The organism is Streptomyces rhizosphaerihabitans, assembly GCF_025399795.1.
GTDB lineage: Bacteria > Actinomycetota > Actinomycetes > Streptomycetales > Streptomycetaceae > Streptomyces > Streptomyces rhizosphaerihabitans.
Genome location: NZ_JAODTZ010000064.1, coordinates 1 through 19,900 on the forward strand (window position 1 = coordinate 1; position 19,900 = coordinate 19,900).

14 protein-coding genes are annotated in these 19,900 nt (G+C 68.2%); 3 read left to right on the plus strand and 11 right to left on the minus strand.

All coding sequences use genetic code 11. The features are described from left to right. Window positions 1-342 precede the first annotated feature (342 nt). From N4G66_RS39345 to N4G66_RS39395, 11 genes are all read right to left on the minus strand, one after another. A complete protein-coding gene (locus tag N4G66_RS39345) occupies window positions 343-699 on the minus strand; it encodes an integrase core domain-containing protein (RefSeq protein ID WP_261709102.1) in 357 nt (118 codons plus the stop codon). 82 nt (window positions 700-781) lie between these two features. Further along, a complete protein-coding gene (locus N4G66_RS39350) occupies window positions 782-1,153 on the minus strand; it encodes an alpha/beta fold hydrolase (protein WP_391858965.1) in 372 nt (123 codons plus the stop codon). Further along, on the minus strand, window positions 1,128-2,072 hold the full coding sequence (locus N4G66_RS39355) for a hypothetical protein (RefSeq protein WP_261709104.1): 945 nt from the start codon (window positions 2,070-2,072) through the stop codon (window positions 1,128-1,130). Before N4G66_RS39355 ends, N4G66_RS39350 begins: the two co-directional genes overlap by 26 nt. A gap of 38 nt (window positions 2,073-2,110) precedes the next feature. Next, window positions 2,111-4,549: a hypothetical protein gene (locus tag N4G66_RS39360; protein ID WP_261709105.1), complete on the minus strand. Its 2,439-nt coding sequence runs from the start codon at window positions 4,547-4,549 to the stop codon at window positions 2,111-2,113. A 13-nt stretch (window positions 4,550-4,562) separates the two neighbouring features. After that, the gene (locus tag N4G66_RS39365; RefSeq protein ID WP_261709106.1) at window positions 4,563-6,812 is read right to left on the minus strand and encodes a hypothetical protein; all 2,250 of its coding nucleotides are present in this window, start codon (window positions 6,810-6,812) and stop codon (window positions 4,563-4,565) included. Window positions 6,813-6,841: 29 nt separating this feature from the next. Next, window positions 6,842-9,022: a hypothetical protein gene (locus tag N4G66_RS39370; RefSeq protein WP_261709107.1), complete on the minus strand. Its 2,181-nt coding sequence runs from the start codon at window positions 9,020-9,022 to the stop codon at window positions 6,842-6,844. Between the two features lie 19 nt (window positions 9,023-9,041). Beyond that, on the minus strand, window positions 9,042-11,297 hold the full coding sequence (locus tag N4G66_RS39375; protein WP_261709108.1) for a hypothetical protein: 2,256 nt from the start codon (window positions 11,295-11,297) through the stop codon (window positions 9,042-9,044). A 2-nt stretch (window positions 11,298-11,299) separates the two neighbouring features. Then, window positions 11,300-13,492 carry a hypothetical protein gene (locus N4G66_RS39380; RefSeq protein ID WP_261709109.1) on the minus strand — a complete coding sequence of 731 codons (2,193 nt, stop codon included), beginning with the start codon at window positions 13,490-13,492 and terminating at the stop codon, window positions 11,300-11,302. A 93-nt stretch (window positions 13,493-13,585) separates the two neighbouring features. Beyond that, entirely contained in the window at window positions 13,586-14,104 is a 519-nt protein-coding gene (locus tag N4G66_RS39385) for a hypothetical protein (RefSeq protein WP_261709110.1), read from the minus strand. 39 nt (window positions 14,105-14,143) lie between these two features. Further along, the gene (locus N4G66_RS39390; protein WP_261709111.1) at window positions 14,144-15,004 is read right to left on the minus strand and encodes a nuclease; all 861 of its coding nucleotides are present in this window, start codon (window positions 15,002-15,004) and stop codon (window positions 14,144-14,146) included. Window positions 15,005-15,082: 78 nt separating this feature from the next. Next, entirely contained in the window at window positions 15,083-15,541 is a 459-nt protein-coding gene (locus N4G66_RS39395; protein ID WP_261709112.1) for a hypothetical protein, read from the minus strand. 865 nt (window positions 15,542-16,406) lie between these two features. Here N4G66_RS39395 and N4G66_RS39400 point away from each other — a divergent pair. From N4G66_RS39400 to N4G66_RS39410, 3 genes are all read left to right on the plus strand, one after another. Continuing rightward, on the plus strand, window positions 16,407-17,585 hold the full coding sequence (locus N4G66_RS39400) for a peptidoglycan-binding domain-containing protein (RefSeq protein WP_261709113.1): 1,179 nt from the start codon (window positions 16,407-16,409) through the stop codon (window positions 17,583-17,585). A 21-nt stretch (window positions 17,586-17,606) separates the two neighbouring features. Continuing rightward, on the plus strand, window positions 17,607-18,356 hold the full coding sequence (locus N4G66_RS39405) for a hypothetical protein (protein ID WP_261709114.1): 750 nt from the start codon (window positions 17,607-17,609) through the stop codon (window positions 18,354-18,356). Between the two features lie 476 nt (window positions 18,357-18,832). After that, window positions 18,833-19,858 carry a hypothetical protein gene (locus N4G66_RS39410; protein ID WP_261709115.1) on the plus strand — a complete coding sequence of 342 codons (1,026 nt, stop codon included), beginning with the start codon at window positions 18,833-18,835 and terminating at the stop codon, window positions 19,856-19,858. Window positions 19,859-19,900: the final 42 nt, after the last annotated feature.

The following is a 19,900-nucleotide window of genomic DNA, read 5'->3' on the forward strand; positions in this document are numbered from 1 at the left end:
CTGAGACGATGTCCGTGAACCACGGTTCGCGCAACATCATGAAGAAGCTCGAAATGACGCTCGCGGACACCATCCCTACTCCCTCCGACATGGAGATGATCGAGGGCTCTGAGCATGGAGGCGTCCGGTACGAGGTCACCAAGGAGCAGTGGGAGCAGCAGTAGCCACGGTACGAACGACCGTTCTGCATCCATGCCCACCGGAACCGGTAGGTGGACGGCAGGAGTCGTACCAGGTTGAACCCGGGGCCCGCCACGGACTGTTGGTTACCGTCAACGACACCTCTTACTGGGCGATCAGCGACTGGGCCGACTGTCAATCCCCTCGAACTGTGGAGATCTTCTAAGCGGCTAGCTCCAAGGCGGAGTTGGCCCGGTGGTTGTGCTCGTAGTCGATCGGACTCTGATATCCACACACGCTGTCTAGCCGGTGTGTGTTGTAGAAGCCGGTGATCCAGGTCGCGATCCGCAGTCGGGCCTCGGTGCGGGTGGCGAATGTGTGCCGGTAGACGTATTCGACCTTGAGCACGCTGTTGAACGCCTCACTGACGGCGTTGTGCCTGCAGCGTTCTCCGCCCGCGGGCCGGAGAACGCTGGTTGAAGGTATGGGCGGGGTGAGCCCCGTCGACCGGCTCGATGTGCTTGCGTGCTGACCGCAAGTGGCCCTCGCGGGCGTGGAACTGACGGACCGTCGCGACATTCACGGCCCCCGCCCGTCCTGCGACCGCCGTCCACCTCGGACCGGCTCGCGCTGCGCGGCGGGCTCCGCTGTGGACGCCGGGTCAGCCGGTGGCGGCGTCGAGGATGAGGTCGGTGACGGCGTTCGGGTGGCTGACCATGGCGGCGTGGGAGCTGTTGATCTCGACGGTGTGGGCGTGGGCGCGGGCTGCCATGGCTCGCTCGGCTGCCGGGGGGATGGTGTGGTCGTTGCGGGCGATCAGGTACCAGGACGGGATGGTCTTCCAGGCGGGTGCACCTGCCGGCTGGGTGAGGGTGGCGAAGGCGGCGGGGCGTTGTGCGGCGGCCATCTGCGCGGCCTGGGCGGCCGGCAGGTCCTGGGCACCGTGCACGGGATCCGGAATCCCGTCCACACCTCCTGGCAATGACTCGGCTTGATCTTTTAACCCTTCAACCGAGCGTGCTCGGTGAGTGATTGGGCCCGTGTGATGGTCTTGCCGACGTTGTGGAGGTGGCGGGCCTTCCGCTCTTGGAGCCGAGTGGGCGGCCGGGGCCGGCTGGAACCAGTCCTACCGAGACGGACAGCTCATCACGGGCGGGATCGAGACCGATGGCTACCAACGCGCTGCGCACATCAAGTCGGCGTACCCGTTTCAGCGCGGGTGCCAGCTCGGCCAGCGCGTCCGGTGCCATCGGGAACAGCGTGCGGGCCGACACGAACAGTGTCAGGGTGATCGGGCTGTCGGCGGTCCAGGCCATGCTGAGGCCCAGTCTGCGTCCCGAAAGCCGGCGCAGCCCATCGGGGAGGCCGGCGTCCAGGACCGCCAGCGCGGCCGGGTGTCCGGCGGCGTACAGGAAGGTCAGGAGGTCGAACGCGTCGACCGACGGCAGCCTGGCATAGAGCTCGTACCGTCCACGGGCCGGCTCGACGCCCAGCATCCGTGGTCTGGTCCCGGTGGGCAGCCGATACCAGGCTGCCTCGATGTGCCCGGGAAGCGGGGCGGCGGCGAGCGAGGGCAGCTCGGCGTACAGCTTGAGTCCCGGTGTCCTGCCGGTGGTCTCCCGGCCGCCGAGCCAGGCGCCGAAACGCAGTGCGGTGCTGGACTGCGCGGCAACCAGTCGGGCGACGAGGTCGGGCCGCGGCGCCTGGCCGCTCGCGGCCAGCAGCGCGGCGGCCCGTGGCAGCCGGTGGGCCTCGGGCAGTTCGGGTCCGGCGACCTCGGCGGTCCAGCGAAGTCCCCCGCTTCCGCGCGGTCCGGTGCTCTGGGACGCCGTCGCCAGCTCGACGGGGAAGCCTGTGGGCGTCAACCGGCTCCAGGTGGAGGCGACTTCGGGCCAGCTGCTGCTCTCCAGGCGGTTGACGGCGGCGTCGAGCAGCGGGGGCAGGGCTGTCATCCCGGTGAGTGCTGTGGTCAGGCGCCGGACTGCCTCCCTCACGGCGCCGCGCCGAGGCCGATGATCGTCTCCTCGCTGTCCACCGGTGCCAGCTGGGTGAGCTTGGCGCCGTTCATCACCAGCGTCACACGCTGGCGGAAGGTCTTTCGGGTGGCGTCGAGCAGGGCGATGCGCAGCGGCACGGGCTTTGTCGTCGTGCCGGGGATCTCCAGCCGCTCCTGGCGGCTGTAGGAGTTGGCGGCGTCCTCGTAGTCGATGTCCAGGAAGGCGACCTGTACGGCGTCCGGCGCGAAGAGCGGGATGGCGAGGATGTCCAGTGCCGCTACGAAGGGGTCGTCCACGGGGAGGAACGACGCGTCGCCGTGCACTGGTCCCGAGGTGAGCACGGTGCCGTTCTTGAGGTGGTGGGTGAACCGGGCGGTCCAGCCGCGTCGCTCGGGCCGGGTCAGCCGAAGGCGCCACAGCTGCGGGCTGCCCTTGGGTATCACCCTGAAGACGTCGCGCCGTTGGAAGGATGCCTCGTCGTCGTACGTGAGCTCGACGTCGATGGCGTCCACGATGCCCTCGTCGATGCGGTGGGGGAAGATCTGGAGTTCGAGGAAGCCCAGATCGTCCGCGGGGTCCACGTGCAGGGTCCGGTCCAGGGTGCGGCGTGGTGGCAGCTCGTAGCTCAGTTTCTCCCCGGTCCAGCCCGAGGAGGCATCGAAGTGGTGCTGGATCCCGACCTGGAAGTCCAGGTCGTGGGACGTGTTGAGGAAGGTCTCGAAGTGCTTGGGTCCCGGGCTCTGCGGGGTCAGTTGGAATTGGGCGGTCTCGTGGCCCTGGACATCTGCGGGCCGGCCGTACTCGATCGACACGTCGGTGGAGAACAGCCCGATCTTCTCGAAGTCCGCGGCGGTCGCGATGTCGACGCCCAGCGTGCGGAAGAACGGGTCGTCGAGGTCGATCTCTGTGAAGTGCGCCGATTTGTCGGGCAGGTCCTTGAGCAGCAGGCCGACGAACCCCTGCGGGGCGTAGGTGCGGGTGACCGTCGTCTTGCGGTCGTAGACGAGTGTGAGTGTCTTGCGTTCCTCCTGCTCGATGAACCGCAGCCGGAACGACACCAGCGCCGGCATTCCGCCGGCGGCGGGCGGCGCCGGCGGGGTGCCGGCGGTGGGCTGGCCGGGCAGCGGCGAGCCCGGCGGGTGGGCGGGTTGGCCTCCGAGTGTGGGCAATTGGGCGCCGGGCACGGGGGGCTGGAGTCCCGGCGCGATCGGTGTCGCCGGGGCGGCGGGGCGTGCCAGGGTGGCCTTGATCGACACCGCCGGGAGCGGGGCGACGACGGGCCAGTCGGCCGTTACCGGGTGGCTGGTGCCGGGCGGCACCGGCACCAGCACGTTCCCCGACGCGTCGAGCGGGCGCGGAAGGCCGTCCACGGTCAGTACGGCGCTGGGAGGGCCCAGCACGTGCAGGTTCTGGCCCGTGCCTGTTGCACCCGGCAGGAGGGACAGGCCCAGGCCTCCCGGCAGCGGTGCCGGGGTGGTTTGCGTTGTGGTCAGCGTCGCCGGTGCGGGCTGGAGGGGGTTCGCGGCGCCGGCGGCCGGTGAGCCGGGCGTCGAGGCCGCCTGATTCTGCTTCTTCAGCCGTTCCGTCAGCGCGTCGACCCCCTCGCCCTTGAGCTGGCCGAGGTCGAGTGACGGTTCGAACCAGGTTTTGAGCAGGTCGGTCTTGAAGAAGTCCAGAGCCCACTTCTCCTTCGCCTCGTTGTCGGCCTCGCCCGTGAAGTCGGTGACCTCGATGGTGATGGCGCCGTCCTGGCGGAGTTTTTCGAAGCCCGCGTCGATCCCCGCCTTCACCCAGTAGAGCTGAGCCTCCAGGCCGGCTGAGAAGAAGCGGTAGATCCGTTCGAAGTCGGCGTGGATCACGACCCGCAGATCGGGGGTGAGCGCGGCGTACTCCAGGTCGTAGATGACGCCGACCGGTGTCGCGCCCTGCTCGAACGCCTGCTGCATGATGGTTGCCCCCTCCTGGTTCAGCACCAGCGAGAAGGCCGCGGTCTCCTCGCCGGTCAGGGAGGGTCTGGTTGCGCCGAGGATCTGTTCCACCGCGTTGAAGGCTCCCGGCGGGGGCGGCTGGGCGACGGTGCCGCCGGCCCCTTCGAGGTTGAGGGCGAGGCAGCGGACGGTGCCCTTTTCGACCGGTGCCGCGGTGAGGCGCGGTTCGCCGTCCTGGACCGTTTCCGCCAGCCGTCCGAGGATCTTTCTGCGGGTCGCCTCGGGCAGCGCCACGGCGGTCTGGAGCATCAGGAATCCGCCGCCCTTCACTCCCGAGTCGGCCACCGCCGGGTGGTACTTGATCAGGCTGAACGCGGGGCTGCCGTCCGGGCGCTTGCCGAGGACGACCTGGGTCGCGAGGTACCAGAACTGGTTCTGGTCGGCATGGTCGCGGAACACGGTGACGCCGTCGACCTCGAAGGTGCCGGATCCGAGCTGCAACATGGCTTCGTCCTTCTCATGCGACCGTGGCGATGGTGACGGTGTCCTCGTCGAAGCGGCTCCAGTCCTTGTCGCTCGCCATGCCGTTGAGGAACACCTGGTGGACCTTCAGTTCGAAGGCGTCGGCGGCCGGGTCCTTGAAGTCGAACTCGAAGACGGCCGTGCTGCCCGGCGCGGTGAAGTCGAACCGGTCCTCGAAGGACAGCTGGGCCGCATCGTCCTTGGCGCGCGCCTCGACCCGGATGCTCTCCAGCCCCTTGGCGGTGAAGTCGGCCGGCGAGCGAAGGGTGACAGAGCGGTGCCCGCGCAGATCGGCTCGCACGAGGATGCGGCTGTTCAGTGTGGTGGACCAGGGTCCCTCCAGGACGGTCGTGTCCTGCATCAGCACGGTGATGCGGTACCGCGTGCTGCTGAGGGCCGGATCGGCCCGGTCGGCGACGAACGGTCTCGGCTTCCCGTCTTTGACCACCTCGATGGAGTCCTCCACCCGGATGCCGTTGGCGGAGTCCTCGTAGACGAGGTCGACGAAGGCCCGGTCGACCTCGGCAAAGTTGAGAACGGGGACGATATCGATCTTGAGCCGCCTCGGGAACGGATCCAGCACATCCAGCTGCGGCCCGGGGAGCGCCGTGAAGGGCGTGACGTGGTCGCGGTTGTCGGCCGCCCGGTAGGTGAGCTTGGCCATCACCGGAGCGGCGGGCGGCCCGACCAGGAAGCGCTGCCAACTGCCCTGCGGATTCTCCGCGGTGAGGCGTATCAGGTCGTTCTGCCGGATCTGGTGGGCCGGGTCGTCGTAGCGCAGCTCGGCCTCGACCACCGGATAGCGGTCCCAGGGGAATCCCGGCAGGGTGAGGAGGGGAATCGTCTCCAGTGAGAACAGCTCTCGCGGCTGGATGTTCTTGGAGTCGCCCACGACCTCTTCGGTCGCGGAGACCAGCCGGGTGGGCCGCTCGCCGTCGGCGTCCGGGACGAGGTCGACGGTGTACGACAGGTCGACGGGCATGACCATGCGTCCGTCCTTCACCTCCGAGAACCAGTGGGCCTCCGCGTCGGGGTGTTCCTTGTCCAGTTGCAGGGTCTGGGGCTGTCCGGCGTAGGTGAGCGTCGCTGTGACGGAACTGATCGGGTCATGTTCGAAGTCGGCCCGGCAGAAGAGCTGGACCTTGCGCTGTTTGAACCACGGGTCTTTGGCGGTGACGTCCAGGACGAGTCGGGAGCGGTCGACTCCCGCGCCGAAGAGGTCGAAGAACCCTGACAGGTGGCCCTGCGGGTACATCGTGCGCTTGAGCGTGGTGCGCTCGGAGAAGTCCACGTCGAGCCGTTTGGAGTCGACCCGTGTGAAGTGCGTCTTCTTGTAGCTGAACACGCCGAGCGGAGTGCTGCGTTGCGGCGAGAAGGACTTGATGACCTCACGGGCCTTGTCCCAGCCGTCGGGCGGCTTGCGCAGCGGGTCGAGCGAGGATGCGAAGAAGGCGTCGGTGATCATGTCCCGGACCCGGGCCACCGCGGCATTCCGGCGTTCGATGAGGGTGCCGCTCTCGTCGTCCTCGGGGACGAAGGTGTCGGCCTCGAACTGGATGACCCGATCCTCGATCAGCCGTTCGCAGACGTCCTGGATCTGGACGGCGTCGACCATCCCCTCGTGGCCGAACGTCGTGTCCAGGACGTCCTGCGTCCGGTTCCAGTCGATCGTGAGCCGCACATGGTAGGCGGGACGCAGCGCGAGGTAGTCGAGGCTGTAGACGACCCCGATGGGGGCCATCTCGCCCGCCATCGCCTGGTCCAGCACGATGATGCCGCGTTCGTCGAGTTCGACGGAGAAGGCCGCGCGGTTGTCCCCGTACAGGGCGGGCTTGGCGGCGTGGTGGATGGCCTGGACGAGATCCGGGCCGGCCGGAGCCGCCTCGCCCGCCGCCGGACCGATGTCGGACGCGCCGAACAGCATCATGGCCACGGTGCCGTCGGTGACCGGGACGGGGGCGAGCCGGGGCGGCCTGTCCAGAGCGGCGAGGCGCTGCAGCTCTTGTTGGATGACCTCCAGCTGCCCGGGGGGCATGCCCAGGTGCACGTCGAAGTCGGCGAATCCGATCGTTCCGGCCTCGGAGCGGATCTTGATCAGCAGGAACTCGGGCACCTCGATGCCGCCCTCGCTCCTGGTCACGAACTGGGGACCGAGCGGCAGGTAGTAGAACTGCAGCGGATCGGCGTGGTCGCGCATGATCGAGACGCCGTCGATGAGGTAGTACGGCGGTGCTTCAAACAGCATGGCTCAGCCCTTCGTGGCGCGGCGCCGGATCAGGCCGGGACCTGGAGAACCAGCAGTTCGTCGGTCACCAGGCCGGCGGAGGCACTCTCCTTCTTGGAGCCGTCGGTCATGAAGAAGGTCTCCTTCCAGGTGTAGCTCCGGATGTTCCGGTCGCGGATCGCCAGCTCGAACTTCGCCTCGGCCCCGTCCTTGCGGAAGGTGAAGCTCTCCGACTCGTCGATGCCGTGCCCCGTGTCGGTGTAGTGAAGGTCCACCGTGGCGAGCTTGACCGCGGCCCAGTCGATGAGGTCCGGGACCATCCGGACATCGAGCATGGCCGCGTCCTCGCCCAGCAGCAGCGTCGCTCCGTCCAGCGTCTTTTCGCCGGAATCGGTGGAGGTGCCGTCGCGGAAGGTGGTGATGGCCTGGTAGGTCACCTTGCCCTTGTGCTCGTCGATCACCGGGAAGGCCCAGTCCGTGAAACGCTTGTCCTTGCTGAGCGCCACCGACGAGGTCTGGCGGTAGTCGTTGTCCTCGTCGCTGTAGGTGAGGTCCAAGAAGATCGAGTCGATCTGCCGCTCGAAGTCTCCACGCGTGCGGACCCGGACCGTCCTGGTGGCGGAGAACGGATCGTCGACGTAGAAGCGCTGGCCCTTGAGGTCCTTGAGCGTCTTGACGAACTCCCGGCCGTCCTTCATGAAGTAGGTGATCGAGCCGCCGTACGGTTTCACCGGCTCCATCAGCACCTCCTGGACCTGCTCCGTCTTCGTCTGCGCGTCGATCTGGAACCGGCGCACCGGCGGGATCCCGGGCGCCACCTCAGGGTGTTCGAGGGTCAGGACCGCTCGGGCCACCTGGTCGAAGCTCATGTCGCCGACCTCGATGTCGACGAGCCAGATCCCGAGATCATCGATGTTGACCTTGAGATCGGTGGTGTCCCCGTCCAGCCACTCCGAGGTGTGCACCCTGCTCTCGCCCTTGTAGTTGACCACATACTGGTACTTGAAGGCCGTCGGGCCGCCGTCCGTGAACGCCACGAACTTCCCGATGTCGTCGGCCTTCGTGAAGCTGAAGGTCTGGATGCCGTCGCGCGCGGTCTTCGGCGGATAGTCGATCTTCACGTCGACGCTGAAGATCGGCAGCTTGTCGAACTCGGCGTTCACCTGGATATTCAGCTGGAGCTGGCGGAAGAAGGGGTCGTTGAGGTCCACGTCCATCGCGTAGTCCTCCCACTTGAACCCCTGGCTCACCAGCGACTGCATGTTGGCCTGCGGCGCCACATCGACCGAGATGACCTGCTTCTCCTTGAACTCGATGTGCACGTCGGCGGTCTTGTTCACCGTGACATCGCGGTGGATGTTCTCGAAGTCCTCGTCCCGGATCTTCGAGAAGTCCCTGTTCTCCGCCGGGATCGCGTCCAGCAGGTTTCGCTTGACCGCCTCGTCGAGCTGCTGCGTCACCGAGGTCCGCAGGGTGGCGAGCAGCGGGGCGATCGAGGGGTCGGTCCCCGCCTGCCCGCCCGGATCGACCACGACCTCGCGGGACTCGGAGTTGGCGAAGATCTCCTCGACGTGCTCGTGGAAGTCGTCCTCGGACCAGAAGTTCTCCTCGAAGTCGACGTCCTGGACGAAACTGTAGAACTTGCTGGCGTGCCACGTGCCGAAGGCCGTCACCGGAGGCATCCGGCCGGCGAAGGTCATCTCGTAGACGACCCGCACACCGCCCGCGCCCTCGCTCTTCATCACGGCCTCGAAGACCGGTGCGCCGAACTGGGTGAGTTCGGCCGACATCGCCACCACGTTGTTGCCGTACATCGACGGCTTGCCCGCGTGATTGATCTTCTGCACGAGGTTGCCGCTGTCCGCCAGTACCTCGACGGTGACGGTCGCTTTGGTGATCTGGGGCTTGGAGAGGGTGATCCGGTTCGCGTCCACCGGCTGGCCGCCCTGCCCCTGACGGGCGGTGAGCAGCTCCGCGAGCTTGGTGCGCAGAGCCTGCTCCTGCGCGGCGGTGAGCGCCAGCTCCACGTCCATGAACACCAGTGCGGCGCCGATCTCCCCGTTCTTGAGCGGCTTGGGTGCCCGGTACTTGACGTACTTGAACACCGCCTTGCCATCGGTGTCGCGCCGGAGGATCGGGACCTTCGGCAGCACGTACATCAGGAAGCCGTCGACGTCGTCCGTGTAGACGGTCGCTTCCGGCAGGTCTATCGCGCCTTGCAGCTGCAGCATGGTTACCTCCTGTTGCTGATCAGGTCGGCCCGAGCAGGTCGGCCACATCTCTCTCTTTCACGAAGTTCTCCCGCCCGGTGGCCAGCTCGCCGACCAGCCGCATCCGGCCCCGAGTGCCGCCCAGAGCGGCCTTGACGGCGGCGCTCTGTTCCGCGCCGAGCGTTGCCGCCAGCGCCGTGGTCCACGGGGGGACGCCCGAGCTGGCGCCTTCGGCCACGCTGGCCCAGGCGCCGTCCGGCGGTCGTGTCTCGACGGCGACCCTGGTCACGGCCACCGTGGCGGCCCGGACGGTGGCGGGTGGCCGCTGCGGGTGCGGCAGCCGGCCCGCCAGGGCGTTTCTGGCGGCGTCCGGCAGGTCGAGGCGGGTGGTGATCTGGAGGAAGCTCACCGGGCCGGCGTCGACCACGCCCAGGGCGGGGCGGCCGTCCGGCCCGAGCTCCAGGAACGGGCCCGGCGGCACGTATGTCCAGACCGAGGGGTCCGCGGGGTCGGGGCGCAGCTCCAGCCCGTCGAGTACCACCGGCTCCGGCGAAGCCGCGGCGGGCACCGACAGCACCAGCCCCTCCGCCGGCGGTACCGGGTCTGACCACGGCCCGGGCGCGTCGCCGCGCGTCACCCGCCAGACGACCCCGGGCTGGAACGGCGAGGCCGCCACCCAGCTGATCTCGGCCTCGGGCCGGTCCGGACCGAGCCGTACGGCCTGCGGCTCCTGCTCCCCGCCCTCGGGCCGCCACTCCACCAGCAGCTGCGGGCCGCCGGGCTCCGGCCGGCCGACGACCCGGGCCCGGTGGGCGCCGAAACCGGGCAGCGTCACGGGGTCGAGGTCGATCCGGGGCAGCGCCCCGAACGGCAGCTCGATCGTACGGCCCGGGCCACGGGGGCGGACCACGATGGACGCCGGCGGATCGTCGGTCTCCCTGGGGACGGCGAGGACCGGTGTCTGCGTGTCCAGCCGGGCGAGCAGCCGCCCCGCCGCACTGCGCACCTCGACCTCGGCCACGCCGGTGAGCGCGCCGGAGGCCCGCAGCACGGTCAGCGGACGGGGAAACGCCTCGGGACCGAGCAGCAGCCACTCACCGGTCACCGGCAGCCAGGGGCCCGCGAGTTCGACCGGGGAGTCCCCGCTCTCCAGCAGCGTCCGCAGTCTGGTCTCGCCCGTCAGCGGCTCTCCCGGCGACAGGACGATCCCCGCCGCGGCACTGCGTCCGGGGGCGACGAGCTCGACGCCGGCCGTCACCTCCTGCGGTCGCAACGGCGGGAAGGCGGCCACGCGCAGGTCCGCGAAGAGCGCGAGCAAACCGAGCACGGGTTCCGGGAGATTGGCCACGAAGGTGACCTTGAGCTGCCCGGTCGGCAGGGCCGGCACGTCGACCGACCGTACGAAACGGTCGAGTCCGCCTCCGGAAAGGACCCGCGCCGCCGCGAACGGATCCACGGTCAGCAGGCGGTCGGCCTGCACCCGGGCCGGTTCCGACAGGTCCACCTGCCCGGGCTCCGGTGAGAGCCCCGACACCGGGCGCAGCCGGTACGCGATCGCGGCGGACTCCTCCGGGACCGTCAGCTCGCCCTTCAGACGCAGCGCCAGCGTCCCGGCCCGTTGCGTGTCCGCGAGGGCCGCCGGGTCACCGACGACCGTGACGCAGGGGTCCGCGAGGAGCGCGTCGAGCGCCTCGCCGAGCGCCTTCTCCGGGACGACCGCCTGCGCCCCGAAGCGTTCGGCGAGCAGTTGGGCAAGGCGCCGCCGGTCGAACTCCAACGCCAGCGGCAGGCGCGGCGCGACCGCGGGGAACATCAGCCGGATCACCGCCTGCACCGGGAGGGCCGAGTCCTCGATCAGGCGGGTGGCGAGTACGGCGCTCTCCGCCGTCAGGTCCACCACCACGTGTGCCCGGGCCAGCATGTCCGGGCTCAGCACGACCGGAGGCGCGAGCGGGGTGGTCGCGCCCGTCCCGAGCTGGGCGGTGACTTCGAGCACGCCGCCGTCGAGTTCGGCCGGCACCAGGGCGGCCGGAAGCGCCTGGGCGACCAGCGCCCGCCCGGCTGCTTCGAGCGGCAGGTCGATCGCGAAGCCGACCTCCAGCCGGCCGGACATTCCCCCGGGCACACCGGTGCCGCGCAGCAGGGTCACCAGCAGGGCGGCCGTTCCGTCCGCCTGGCGCTCCAGGCCCAGGGCGTCCGGCACCAGGACGAGGGAACCCTCGTCGCCGAAGGCACGGAACGCCGCACCCGGAACCGAGGGCACGGGTCGGCCGAGGTCGGGAAGTCCGGTAAGCACGACTACGTTCCTCCTTCGGGCGGCGGCGGGACAGCGGGTCCGTCAGCGGGCGGCGGGCCGGCGGGCGGCGGATCCGGGGGCGGGACGACCTTCACCGGCAGCAGGATGGTGTTGTCGGTCTCGCGCCAGGGGCTCACCCCGATGCCGCCGGACTGCCACAGGGTCTCCGTCCGGTAGCGGATCGGCGGGGCCTGCGCTCCGGTGAGCAAGGGCTCCACCGGCACGGACACCGTGGTGGAGGCGGCCAGCTGGTCCTCCGTCAGGCGCACCGACCCGCCGTGCTCCAGGGTCACCACGAAAGCCGCGACCCGGTCGGTGGATCCGACGGGTCCGGCGAACAGCGCCGTCACCGCCTCCACCGTCACCTCCCGCGTAAGGCGCGCTTCCACGCTGCGGTCGAAGACCAGGTCCCAGACGACCTTCCGGTCCGGCTCGGCCACGATGCCCGACTCGTTGAGGTGGATCGCGTCGAAACCGGCCCCGGGCAGCGGTGTCCGGGGCACCAGTTGCACGTCCGCGCCCTCCCCGGGTGCCAGCCGCAGACCCGGCTGGAGGCCCTCGATCCGAAGGGCCACCCGGTCGGTGCCGCACAGCGCCACCGCCGTGGGCTGCTCCAGGTGCACCACGCTCTCGATCACGTTGGTGAGGCGGGCGGCGATCCGGCCCTCTGCCACCGCGCCCGGCTCCAGGGCCAGCACCTCTCCGGCCGTACGGTCCAGCCGCAGCTCCAGCGGGATGTCCTCCTGGGGTCCGCCACCCGCGCCGACCCGGATCTCGCCCCGCAACACGCTGAGCGAGGCGCCGAAGAGCGCCTGGTAGACGAGCTGGAAGTCGGCGAACTTCAGCGTCTCGGCGTGGGTCACTTCCCGCTCGAGGTCGATCAGGGCGCCGTCCCGCTCGGTCAGTTCGGAGCCGGGCGCTCCGTCCTGTGGCAGGGCCAGCCGCAGTATCGGCTGCGCCTCCTGGAGGACCTCCAGCCGGACGGGATCGACGGCGCCCATCCTCCGGGCGTCGTCCTCAAGGCCCGCCAACGCCTCCTTCAGCCGGATCTGGTCGGTGACCGGCAACGCCGAGAACTCCATCGTGAACCGCAGATCGGCCTGACTCCCGGCTCCGACGGCCCGCACCTTGAGCGCCGGCCGGTGTCCGCTGTCGGGGAGCCGGGCGAGCAGGAAGCGATCCGGCAGGTAGTAGAAACGCTCGGGCCGCACCGGATCCTGCCAGTACGGGAAGCTGCGGTCGCCGTACGTGACCCTGGTGCACTCCATCGCGGGGAGCGCGCCGCCTGCCCCGAACCTGCTCCGCTGTGCCTCGGAGAGGACCAACGGCGAGGGCGCGGCGACGGATTCCAGGATCAGGCGGGTCTCGCGGTAGCAGGGGTCGTCGGCGTTGTCACTGTCCTCGCAGCCCGAGCCCGTCGGAATCTCCAGGGTCACTCCCCGTCTAACGATCACCGAGGTCTCGAACTTCGGGGACGAGAGGGCTGCCAGCAACTGCCGCCGCTGCTTGGGGCCGGTCAGCGGCATGCGCGCGATCAGGACGGACTCGGAGTCGCCGAATGCGACGGCGGGGAAGGGAATGTCCTCCGTGGCGCTTTCCCCGCCGGCCGCCGGAATCCGACGCCGCAGCGACACGGCGACAAGGTGAGGAAGCTCAAGTATCTCGCTCATCTCCTGCCCTTCCTCGAAGAGCGTGACGGTGAACTCCTCCGTCCCTTCGCTCTCGTTGAAGGACACGAGCGGTTCCTGTTGGTTCCCCTCCTCGAAGCCGACCATGTAAGGAATCAGGTCGAACCGGGTCCTGCCGTCGGAGCTCTCGAACAGGTCGTCGAACTCGGGCTCGGAGGTCGTCGCGAAGGCTTCGTGCAGCCTGTTGCGTGCCGCCGGGGGGAACGGATCGAACTCCTTTGCCCAGCCTTCGATGTCCGTCATGAAAGGAAAGAGCTGCGGCACAAGATTGGCCAGGTCGCTGGAGAACTCCCTGGCCGCACGCAGGACTTCCTCGGTGGCTGCCTCCGGGTCACCGCTGAGCGTCTGAGGATCGATCCCGAGCATGCCGAGGGTGAACTCGTCGGCCGGGTCGATGTTCAGGTCGAGAGTCGATCCGCCGAGCTTCACGACCATGGGCCGCGCGTCCTCGGGCTGCGCCTCCGTGTCCTCGGGCTGCGCTTCTTCGGTCAGCTCGTTCTCAGTCACCGGCCCTCCCGTACGGCCGTAGGACTTTTTGGATGAGGCTCTCCGGGGCCAGGACTCTGTCCGCTCCCAGGCCTTCGGCCGTGGATATGCGGTCTAGCCCTCGCGCATGTCGAGGTAGTCGTCCAACGGAGTCCGCTCGATGTTCCCCATGACGAACGTGCTCGCACTGGCCGCGAGTGCCCCGGCGACCGCTCCCGACGTCGCGGAGACTTCAGGACTGGGGCCCGACGTATCGCTCAGCGCGCTGAGCGAGATGTAGGCACCCAGTACGGCGCCCAGCAGTACGGCTTTGGGGTCGGTCGGCCATCGCGCCGAGGACGTGCCCTCCTCCACCACCTTCGCGATGGTGACGGCGAGTGGGCTGGCGTCGGCCCGGTTCGCGATCTTGGCTGTCTGATCGGTCGTCCGGTCCTCCCGGAAGACCAGGCTGCCGAGCTCGCCGAGTTCCTCGACGTCCTTGTCGGTGAGGCCGGCCGAGGCGCCGAGCCGCAGGAGGTGATAGCGAAGCCTCCTGATTGCGGCGTCCTCGGCGATGTAGTTCGCTGCGGTGATGAAGTAGTCGGCCGCTTCACGGGAAACCGATACGGCCTCGATCTCGGACATGGTGCTCATCCACTTCGATCCGGAGGTGACGGCGTCTGCGGCACTGCCTCATCCTTCCTCGAAGACCAGGTCTTCGGGCGGCTGCGTCATGCGCACCGTCTGGGCGTTGCTGATCTCGACCACGTTGTGCAGGCCGACGCAGCGTTTGCCGGAGGACAGGATCGTGAAGCGGTCCTGCACGCCGGCGAGGTAGGCGGGGAAGCAGGCCAGTGAGGGGTTGTCGAGCTGAAGGTAGTCGAGGAGACGCCGGAAGAGCTTGGGGAGCATCACGGCGTCGTCGGTGATCGACGACAGTGCCGTGACCTTCGCCCCCGTTGTGGTCGTGTCGCTCGGCCACAGGCCCTGGCCCGCCGTCCGCGCCTGGCGGGCAACGGCCGTCAACTCCGTGCGCAGACTGGGGAACAGACTTCGATAGAACGTGGGATAGGCCAGACCTGCGGCGAGCAGGTGATGGTTCGCCGTCGTCCTGAGCAGGTCGACGTCCACATCCACGTCGACGCCGCTGGTGCCCCCGGAGGCACCCCGGCCCGCCAGGGCGATGCACCGGCCGTGGATGTCGGCGCCGCTGGTGAGGACGAAGCCGGGAACCGTATCGGGTACCACGGCGGTCACCGTCTCGTTGGGCCCCTGCTGGACATTCGTGAACCCCAGCCAGCTCAGCAGTTCGTCGCGAGCGGCATGGGCGAACTGCAGAGGCTGATGCACACGGTTCGGACCGTAGTGGGTCTCCAGAGCGTCTATCGCGTCCAGGCGGAGGGCCGCGCGCCCCAGCACATCGTGCTTGACCGTGCGGCCCCTGCTGGTCACGAGGTCCCATTCCTGCGGATCACCGGGCACGAACCGGACGGTGTCGCCATCCGGTTGTGTTCCCTTGATCTGGAAAGCTCCGTTGATCAGGAGCATCGTCATGGCAGCCACCCCTCCAACAGGGTTGTTCACGTGGGTTGTTCACGACCGGATGGCATTTCCGGCCGACGGGCCTGCGGCTCAGGCATCCACAAGGAAGTCGCGATAGCAGGCGTAGACGCTCGTGTCGTCGCTGCGAGCGTTCAGGATCAGGTTCCACAGGCCGAGGTGCACCTCGCCGGCGGCGGCTTGGTGCACTACCCCGTTGAGGAAATCGATGTGGCGGCGGATGACTTCGTCAAAGGTCAGCGCTGCGTTGCGGAAGTTGTCGTCATCCAGTTCCTCCGCGAACCCCGAACCTTCGAGCTCCGGGCGCACGTGTCCCGCCACCATCGCCAGGAAATCATCGAACGAGACCCCCTCGGGAAGCCCGCCCGCGGTCTGCTGGACGTTGAAGAAGTCATGACTGATGTAGTCATCGCGGTTTGATTCGTCGAGTACATGGTTGAAGACCCGACGGCTACGCTCCGCCGCACCTCCGTCCCCGTCTACGCCGTCGAGCACGCTGAGCGCGCGTTGAGCTCTGTCTTGCCATGGCATGGTTTTCCACCTCGGGATGCTGATTGCTCGTCAGCTGCGTTCTGACCCGGACTGGTCTCAGCCTCGGAGGGCGAGGATGACCTCTCTTGTCATCCTTGGACGGCGAGAGGGTGAGATTCCTTGCGGGGGCCACCGGCCTGCCCGTGCAGGAGGGGCCCATCGCGCGCATCGCGCGCTTCACGTTCTGATATCCGGAGGCGTGATCGCCATTACGTCCGGCGGCCTAATCGCTTCAACGATGACCCGTGCCGTCCACGACGGCATCCGGGTTACGCATTCATTATCCGTTGCGCCGGGAGCATATGCCACCGGAGAGAAGCGGCCATCGTGCCACCCATTAGGGCGTCACCTCCACTGCGGGCGAGACGATGACAGAGCCCTATCGGCATCGCGTAGCCATCGACATCACGCTTGCCGATTGGTCTACCAACCGGGTTGTCCGTGAGGGGACTTGGAGCGAGGTAGGGCAAGTGGCCTCGCACAAGGTGCCTTTGCGGCGCGGGCAGAGGGAATTCTGCAGGCCCTCGCCTGATTTCAGCATGAGTTGGCCCGTGGGCCAGCTGCCCGGCGCCCGCCTTGCGCTGCCCACATTGAAGCCTTGCCCGTATTTGAAATTAATTGACCGATCCACATTAGATCGCATTTATCATTGAGCGATGTACGAAATGAGTTCGGTCGGGGTCGATATATCCTGGAATTGAGAAGGATTTACGGACTCGGGATCGGTGCGGGGCGTCGAATCGGTTCGGCGCAGCCCCGTCGGACACCCGGCGGACCACAGCTCGGGATCACCAATGGGCGGCGTAACGGGGGTGTCGGCGACGGTCGGCACCAGCACCAGAACGCGCACAGAGAGGTGACTGCCATGGCCAAGGTTTGCCGGACCCCGCGTGAGGCCGGTGCGCCCCGATGGGCGGCCGCGAAGGTCGCCCGGATCGTCGAGTGGATCGTCAAACAGGACTACTGCTTCAGCAAGGGCGGCTGCAACGAGTTCGCCCGGGGCAACACCGGAACTGACTTCTTCGACGAGGCGTCCGACACGACGCGCTGCCGCTTCCTGGCCAGCTTCCTGGCCACGCACACACCATCGCTCGACGAGACCTTCATCTCCGGTTCGTGCGAGATGCGGAAGAAGCCGGTCGATCCCGAGGACGACGAAAACGAGCGGTTCGCGGTGCCGGACGTCATCACCCATCAGCCGGGCATGCGCATGGAGTTCTACGAGATCAAGCCCAACTCCGACTCCGGGAGACGGGCCGGCCGGACCAAGATCGAGACATTTCTGTCTCTGACGGACTTCCTGGCCCAGACGGACCCCAATTTCGTGAAGTACGAGATGGGGACGCAGTTCGATCCCGACCGGTCCATCGTGTTCTACCGGCGGAACTACCTTGGCATCGTCCCGTGCAGCGTCTCGCTCCACTACCGGCGTGCCACGGAGCCGGAGATCACGAAAGGGCTCATCGTCTACGAGATCTGCGTGGAGGTCGACGGAGAGCTGCTGGAGGCGTTGGCCAAGGCGATCATCGTGTCGGCGATCATCGCCGCCCTCGTCGCGCTGGCCCTCATCGCCGCCGAGCTGTTCGGCGCCATCCTCGCGCCCGCCCTGCTCGTCTTCAACTCCCCCATGGGAGGCTCTGTCGGCCCGGACGGGAACAACGACTCCCAGGACGTGCGCTTCCTTCAGGCGCTGATCAACGACTGGCGGGACAGCACAGGCGATTCGCTCATCGCCGTCGACGGGTCGTTCAGCGAGGAGACCGCTGGCGCACTCGCAGAGTTCCAGGCCGCGTCCGGGCTTGAGGACACCGCGGGAAGTCTGACGCCCGGTGACGTGACCGAGACGGCCCTGGAAACGACCCACCTGAACAACGTCTTCGCCGCGGCGGATCTGGGCGAGATGCAGCCGGACGGCCTCGGCGCGTTCGTCTTCCGGGAGGACCCGGACGGCGTCGACCCCGAGTTGGAGGAGGAGCAGGACCAGCAGACGGCATTCAACGCTTTCGTCCAGCAGTACCTGCAGGACGTGCGCGACAACGTCTAGGAAGCGAGCGGGAGCTGTGCAATGGACCTCTTGCCGGTCGAGATCAAGGTCAACATCGAAGGTGAGGTCGCGGCGGCGCTGTCGGCCTTGAGAGGGGCAGCCGGCGCCATGACGACGCGTCGCATCTGGTTCGCCGAGGACCGGAACGGCGTGGCCGAGGGCCGGGTGCCATTGCTGGACAGCGGCGTGATCGTACGGTTCAGGATGGGTGGCGGTTCCGACGATCTGACCGTCAAGTTGCGTCCGTGCACCCGGGAGCAGCTGGTCGGCCGGTTCGCGGCCACGTTCGAGACCACACCGTTCACGTACCGAATCGAGGAGGACTGGTCGCAGGACCACAGGGTGTTGGCTGCCTCCCTGACGCACGATCACCCGCCGGGCGCGCTGTCGGGCGCGGTGGAGCCAGGGGCCGACACCGCCGCGCCGATCGACGCGGTGCAGGATCAGTTCCTGCACGCCTGCGCCCCCGCCGTCCGGCTCGACGGGCTGGCCGCGTTGGGGCCGATCCTCTCGACGAAGGTCGACGATGTTCCGCTCGGCGACCTCGACGTGAACCTGGAGGCTTGGTCGGTTGCGGATCTGGAGTTCCTTGAGGCCTCGATCCGGGTGAAGCCCAAGGACGAGGACGCCCAGGAGTTCACGGCGCGGGCCGAGCACAAGCAGCGAAAGCTGGAAGACGCAGTGAGAGAACGCGGAGTGACGCTCTCCAATCACCCCGAGAACAAGACCCGGCGCGTCCTCACCGCCTTGGCACAGGCCGTACACAGCTGAGTACGGCGCTCCAGCCGGCCGCACGTGCGCCACAGATGCGCTTCCCGCGTCGGTTGCCGGTTCACACGGCGACGACGGTCAGGTATCCGTCGAGCCTGGTGCGAGCCGCAGCGGCCGACTCCACCATGTCACCCTCGAGACCTGTCGGTCGGAACTTGCAGGCCGCCAGGCAACGCAAGCCCTCGGCGGGTACCCGCGAGGTGTTCAACTCGGGGGATGCATGGTGGCCGGCCCTGCGGGGCGGACCATCGCGTGCTTGTGGTCGAGCCACGACCAGGCATCGATGAGCAGTTCATGCAGGTGCAGTTCATGCAGGTGCCTCACGGCTGTCCCTCCAAGCATGCCAGGTCCCGAGCCCGCGACGACCAGAATGCGCATGCCTCAGTGTGCCCGTTGGTGTCGCGGCGCCGGAAAACGGTGGGAGAGTACAGCCCCAACACAACTTCTTCACAGGTACTTCGCGAGGAGAGCAGTCGATGAGAACAGGCGTCGTCGCCGTGGCCGTGGCCAGTTATGGCATGTTCCTCTCGGCCTGCGCATCGGCACCCGCACCTCCTACCGCACCGGGTGCCGGTCCGCTCTCCTCGCCGATGCCGTCCGCGAGCAGCAAGGCAGCCGCGCCAGAAGGTGCCTGCACGATCCACCTGTACGGGCACGCCGCTCGCGCCGAGGTGCGCAGCAACGATGCGTCCGATGCGGCGGGCGAGTGCCGCAGCCTGGCCTCGTCCCTGTCTCAGGGCGGTGACTTCTGGACCACGCAGGCCGTCGCCGCAGAGGGAATCGTGCCCGAGGTGTGCGCCGTCCAGAAGGGTGGCCTCGTAGTCGTGGTCCGCGACATCAACGCCCAGATATTCGGGCAGAACGTGTGCAGCGCACTGCTGCAAGACGGCTGGGCCGAAGACGCGCAGGCCGAGAAAAGCGCGCAGCAGCAGGACCAGCAGACCGCGCATGCCAGCGCCCAGGCCAGCGCACGGGCAGCGGACCAGGGCACCGCCGCTGAGGCGCTCGCCACCCTCCTGGACTCCAACCGCGCCTTCACCAACGCCAAGTCGGTGCGCGCCGACCTCACGACGGCCGCCAAGGACCTGACCCAATTGCGCAAAGACGCCAAGGGCGGCAACGGAGAGGACTGCTACAACGTGGAGTACGTCGTCGGCTACGACGCGGAGTACGTCGTCGGCTACGACGTCACGAGCACGGCCAGCTACGACGTCGACCAGGAGCAGGAGGGCATCAAGCAACTACGCTCCAGGATCACCGACCTGAAGGACGCGCAGGCGGCCCTCACCGCTGACGGGCTGCCCGCGCTGCCCGGAGCCGACGCGGCCATCGCCACGGCCAAGGCCCACATCACCACGGCGGTCACCACGACGAACAAGGCCATCGACGGCCTCAACGCCGACATGAAGACCGCCTACAGCATCGCCAACACACTCGGCACCGGCGACTGCGCCGGCAGCGGCCCCGGTGAGGTACCCCAGGGGCTGTCGCACATCTCCTGAACGAGGACGGCCGTCCTGGGCTTGCCCGCCTTCGGTCGCCTG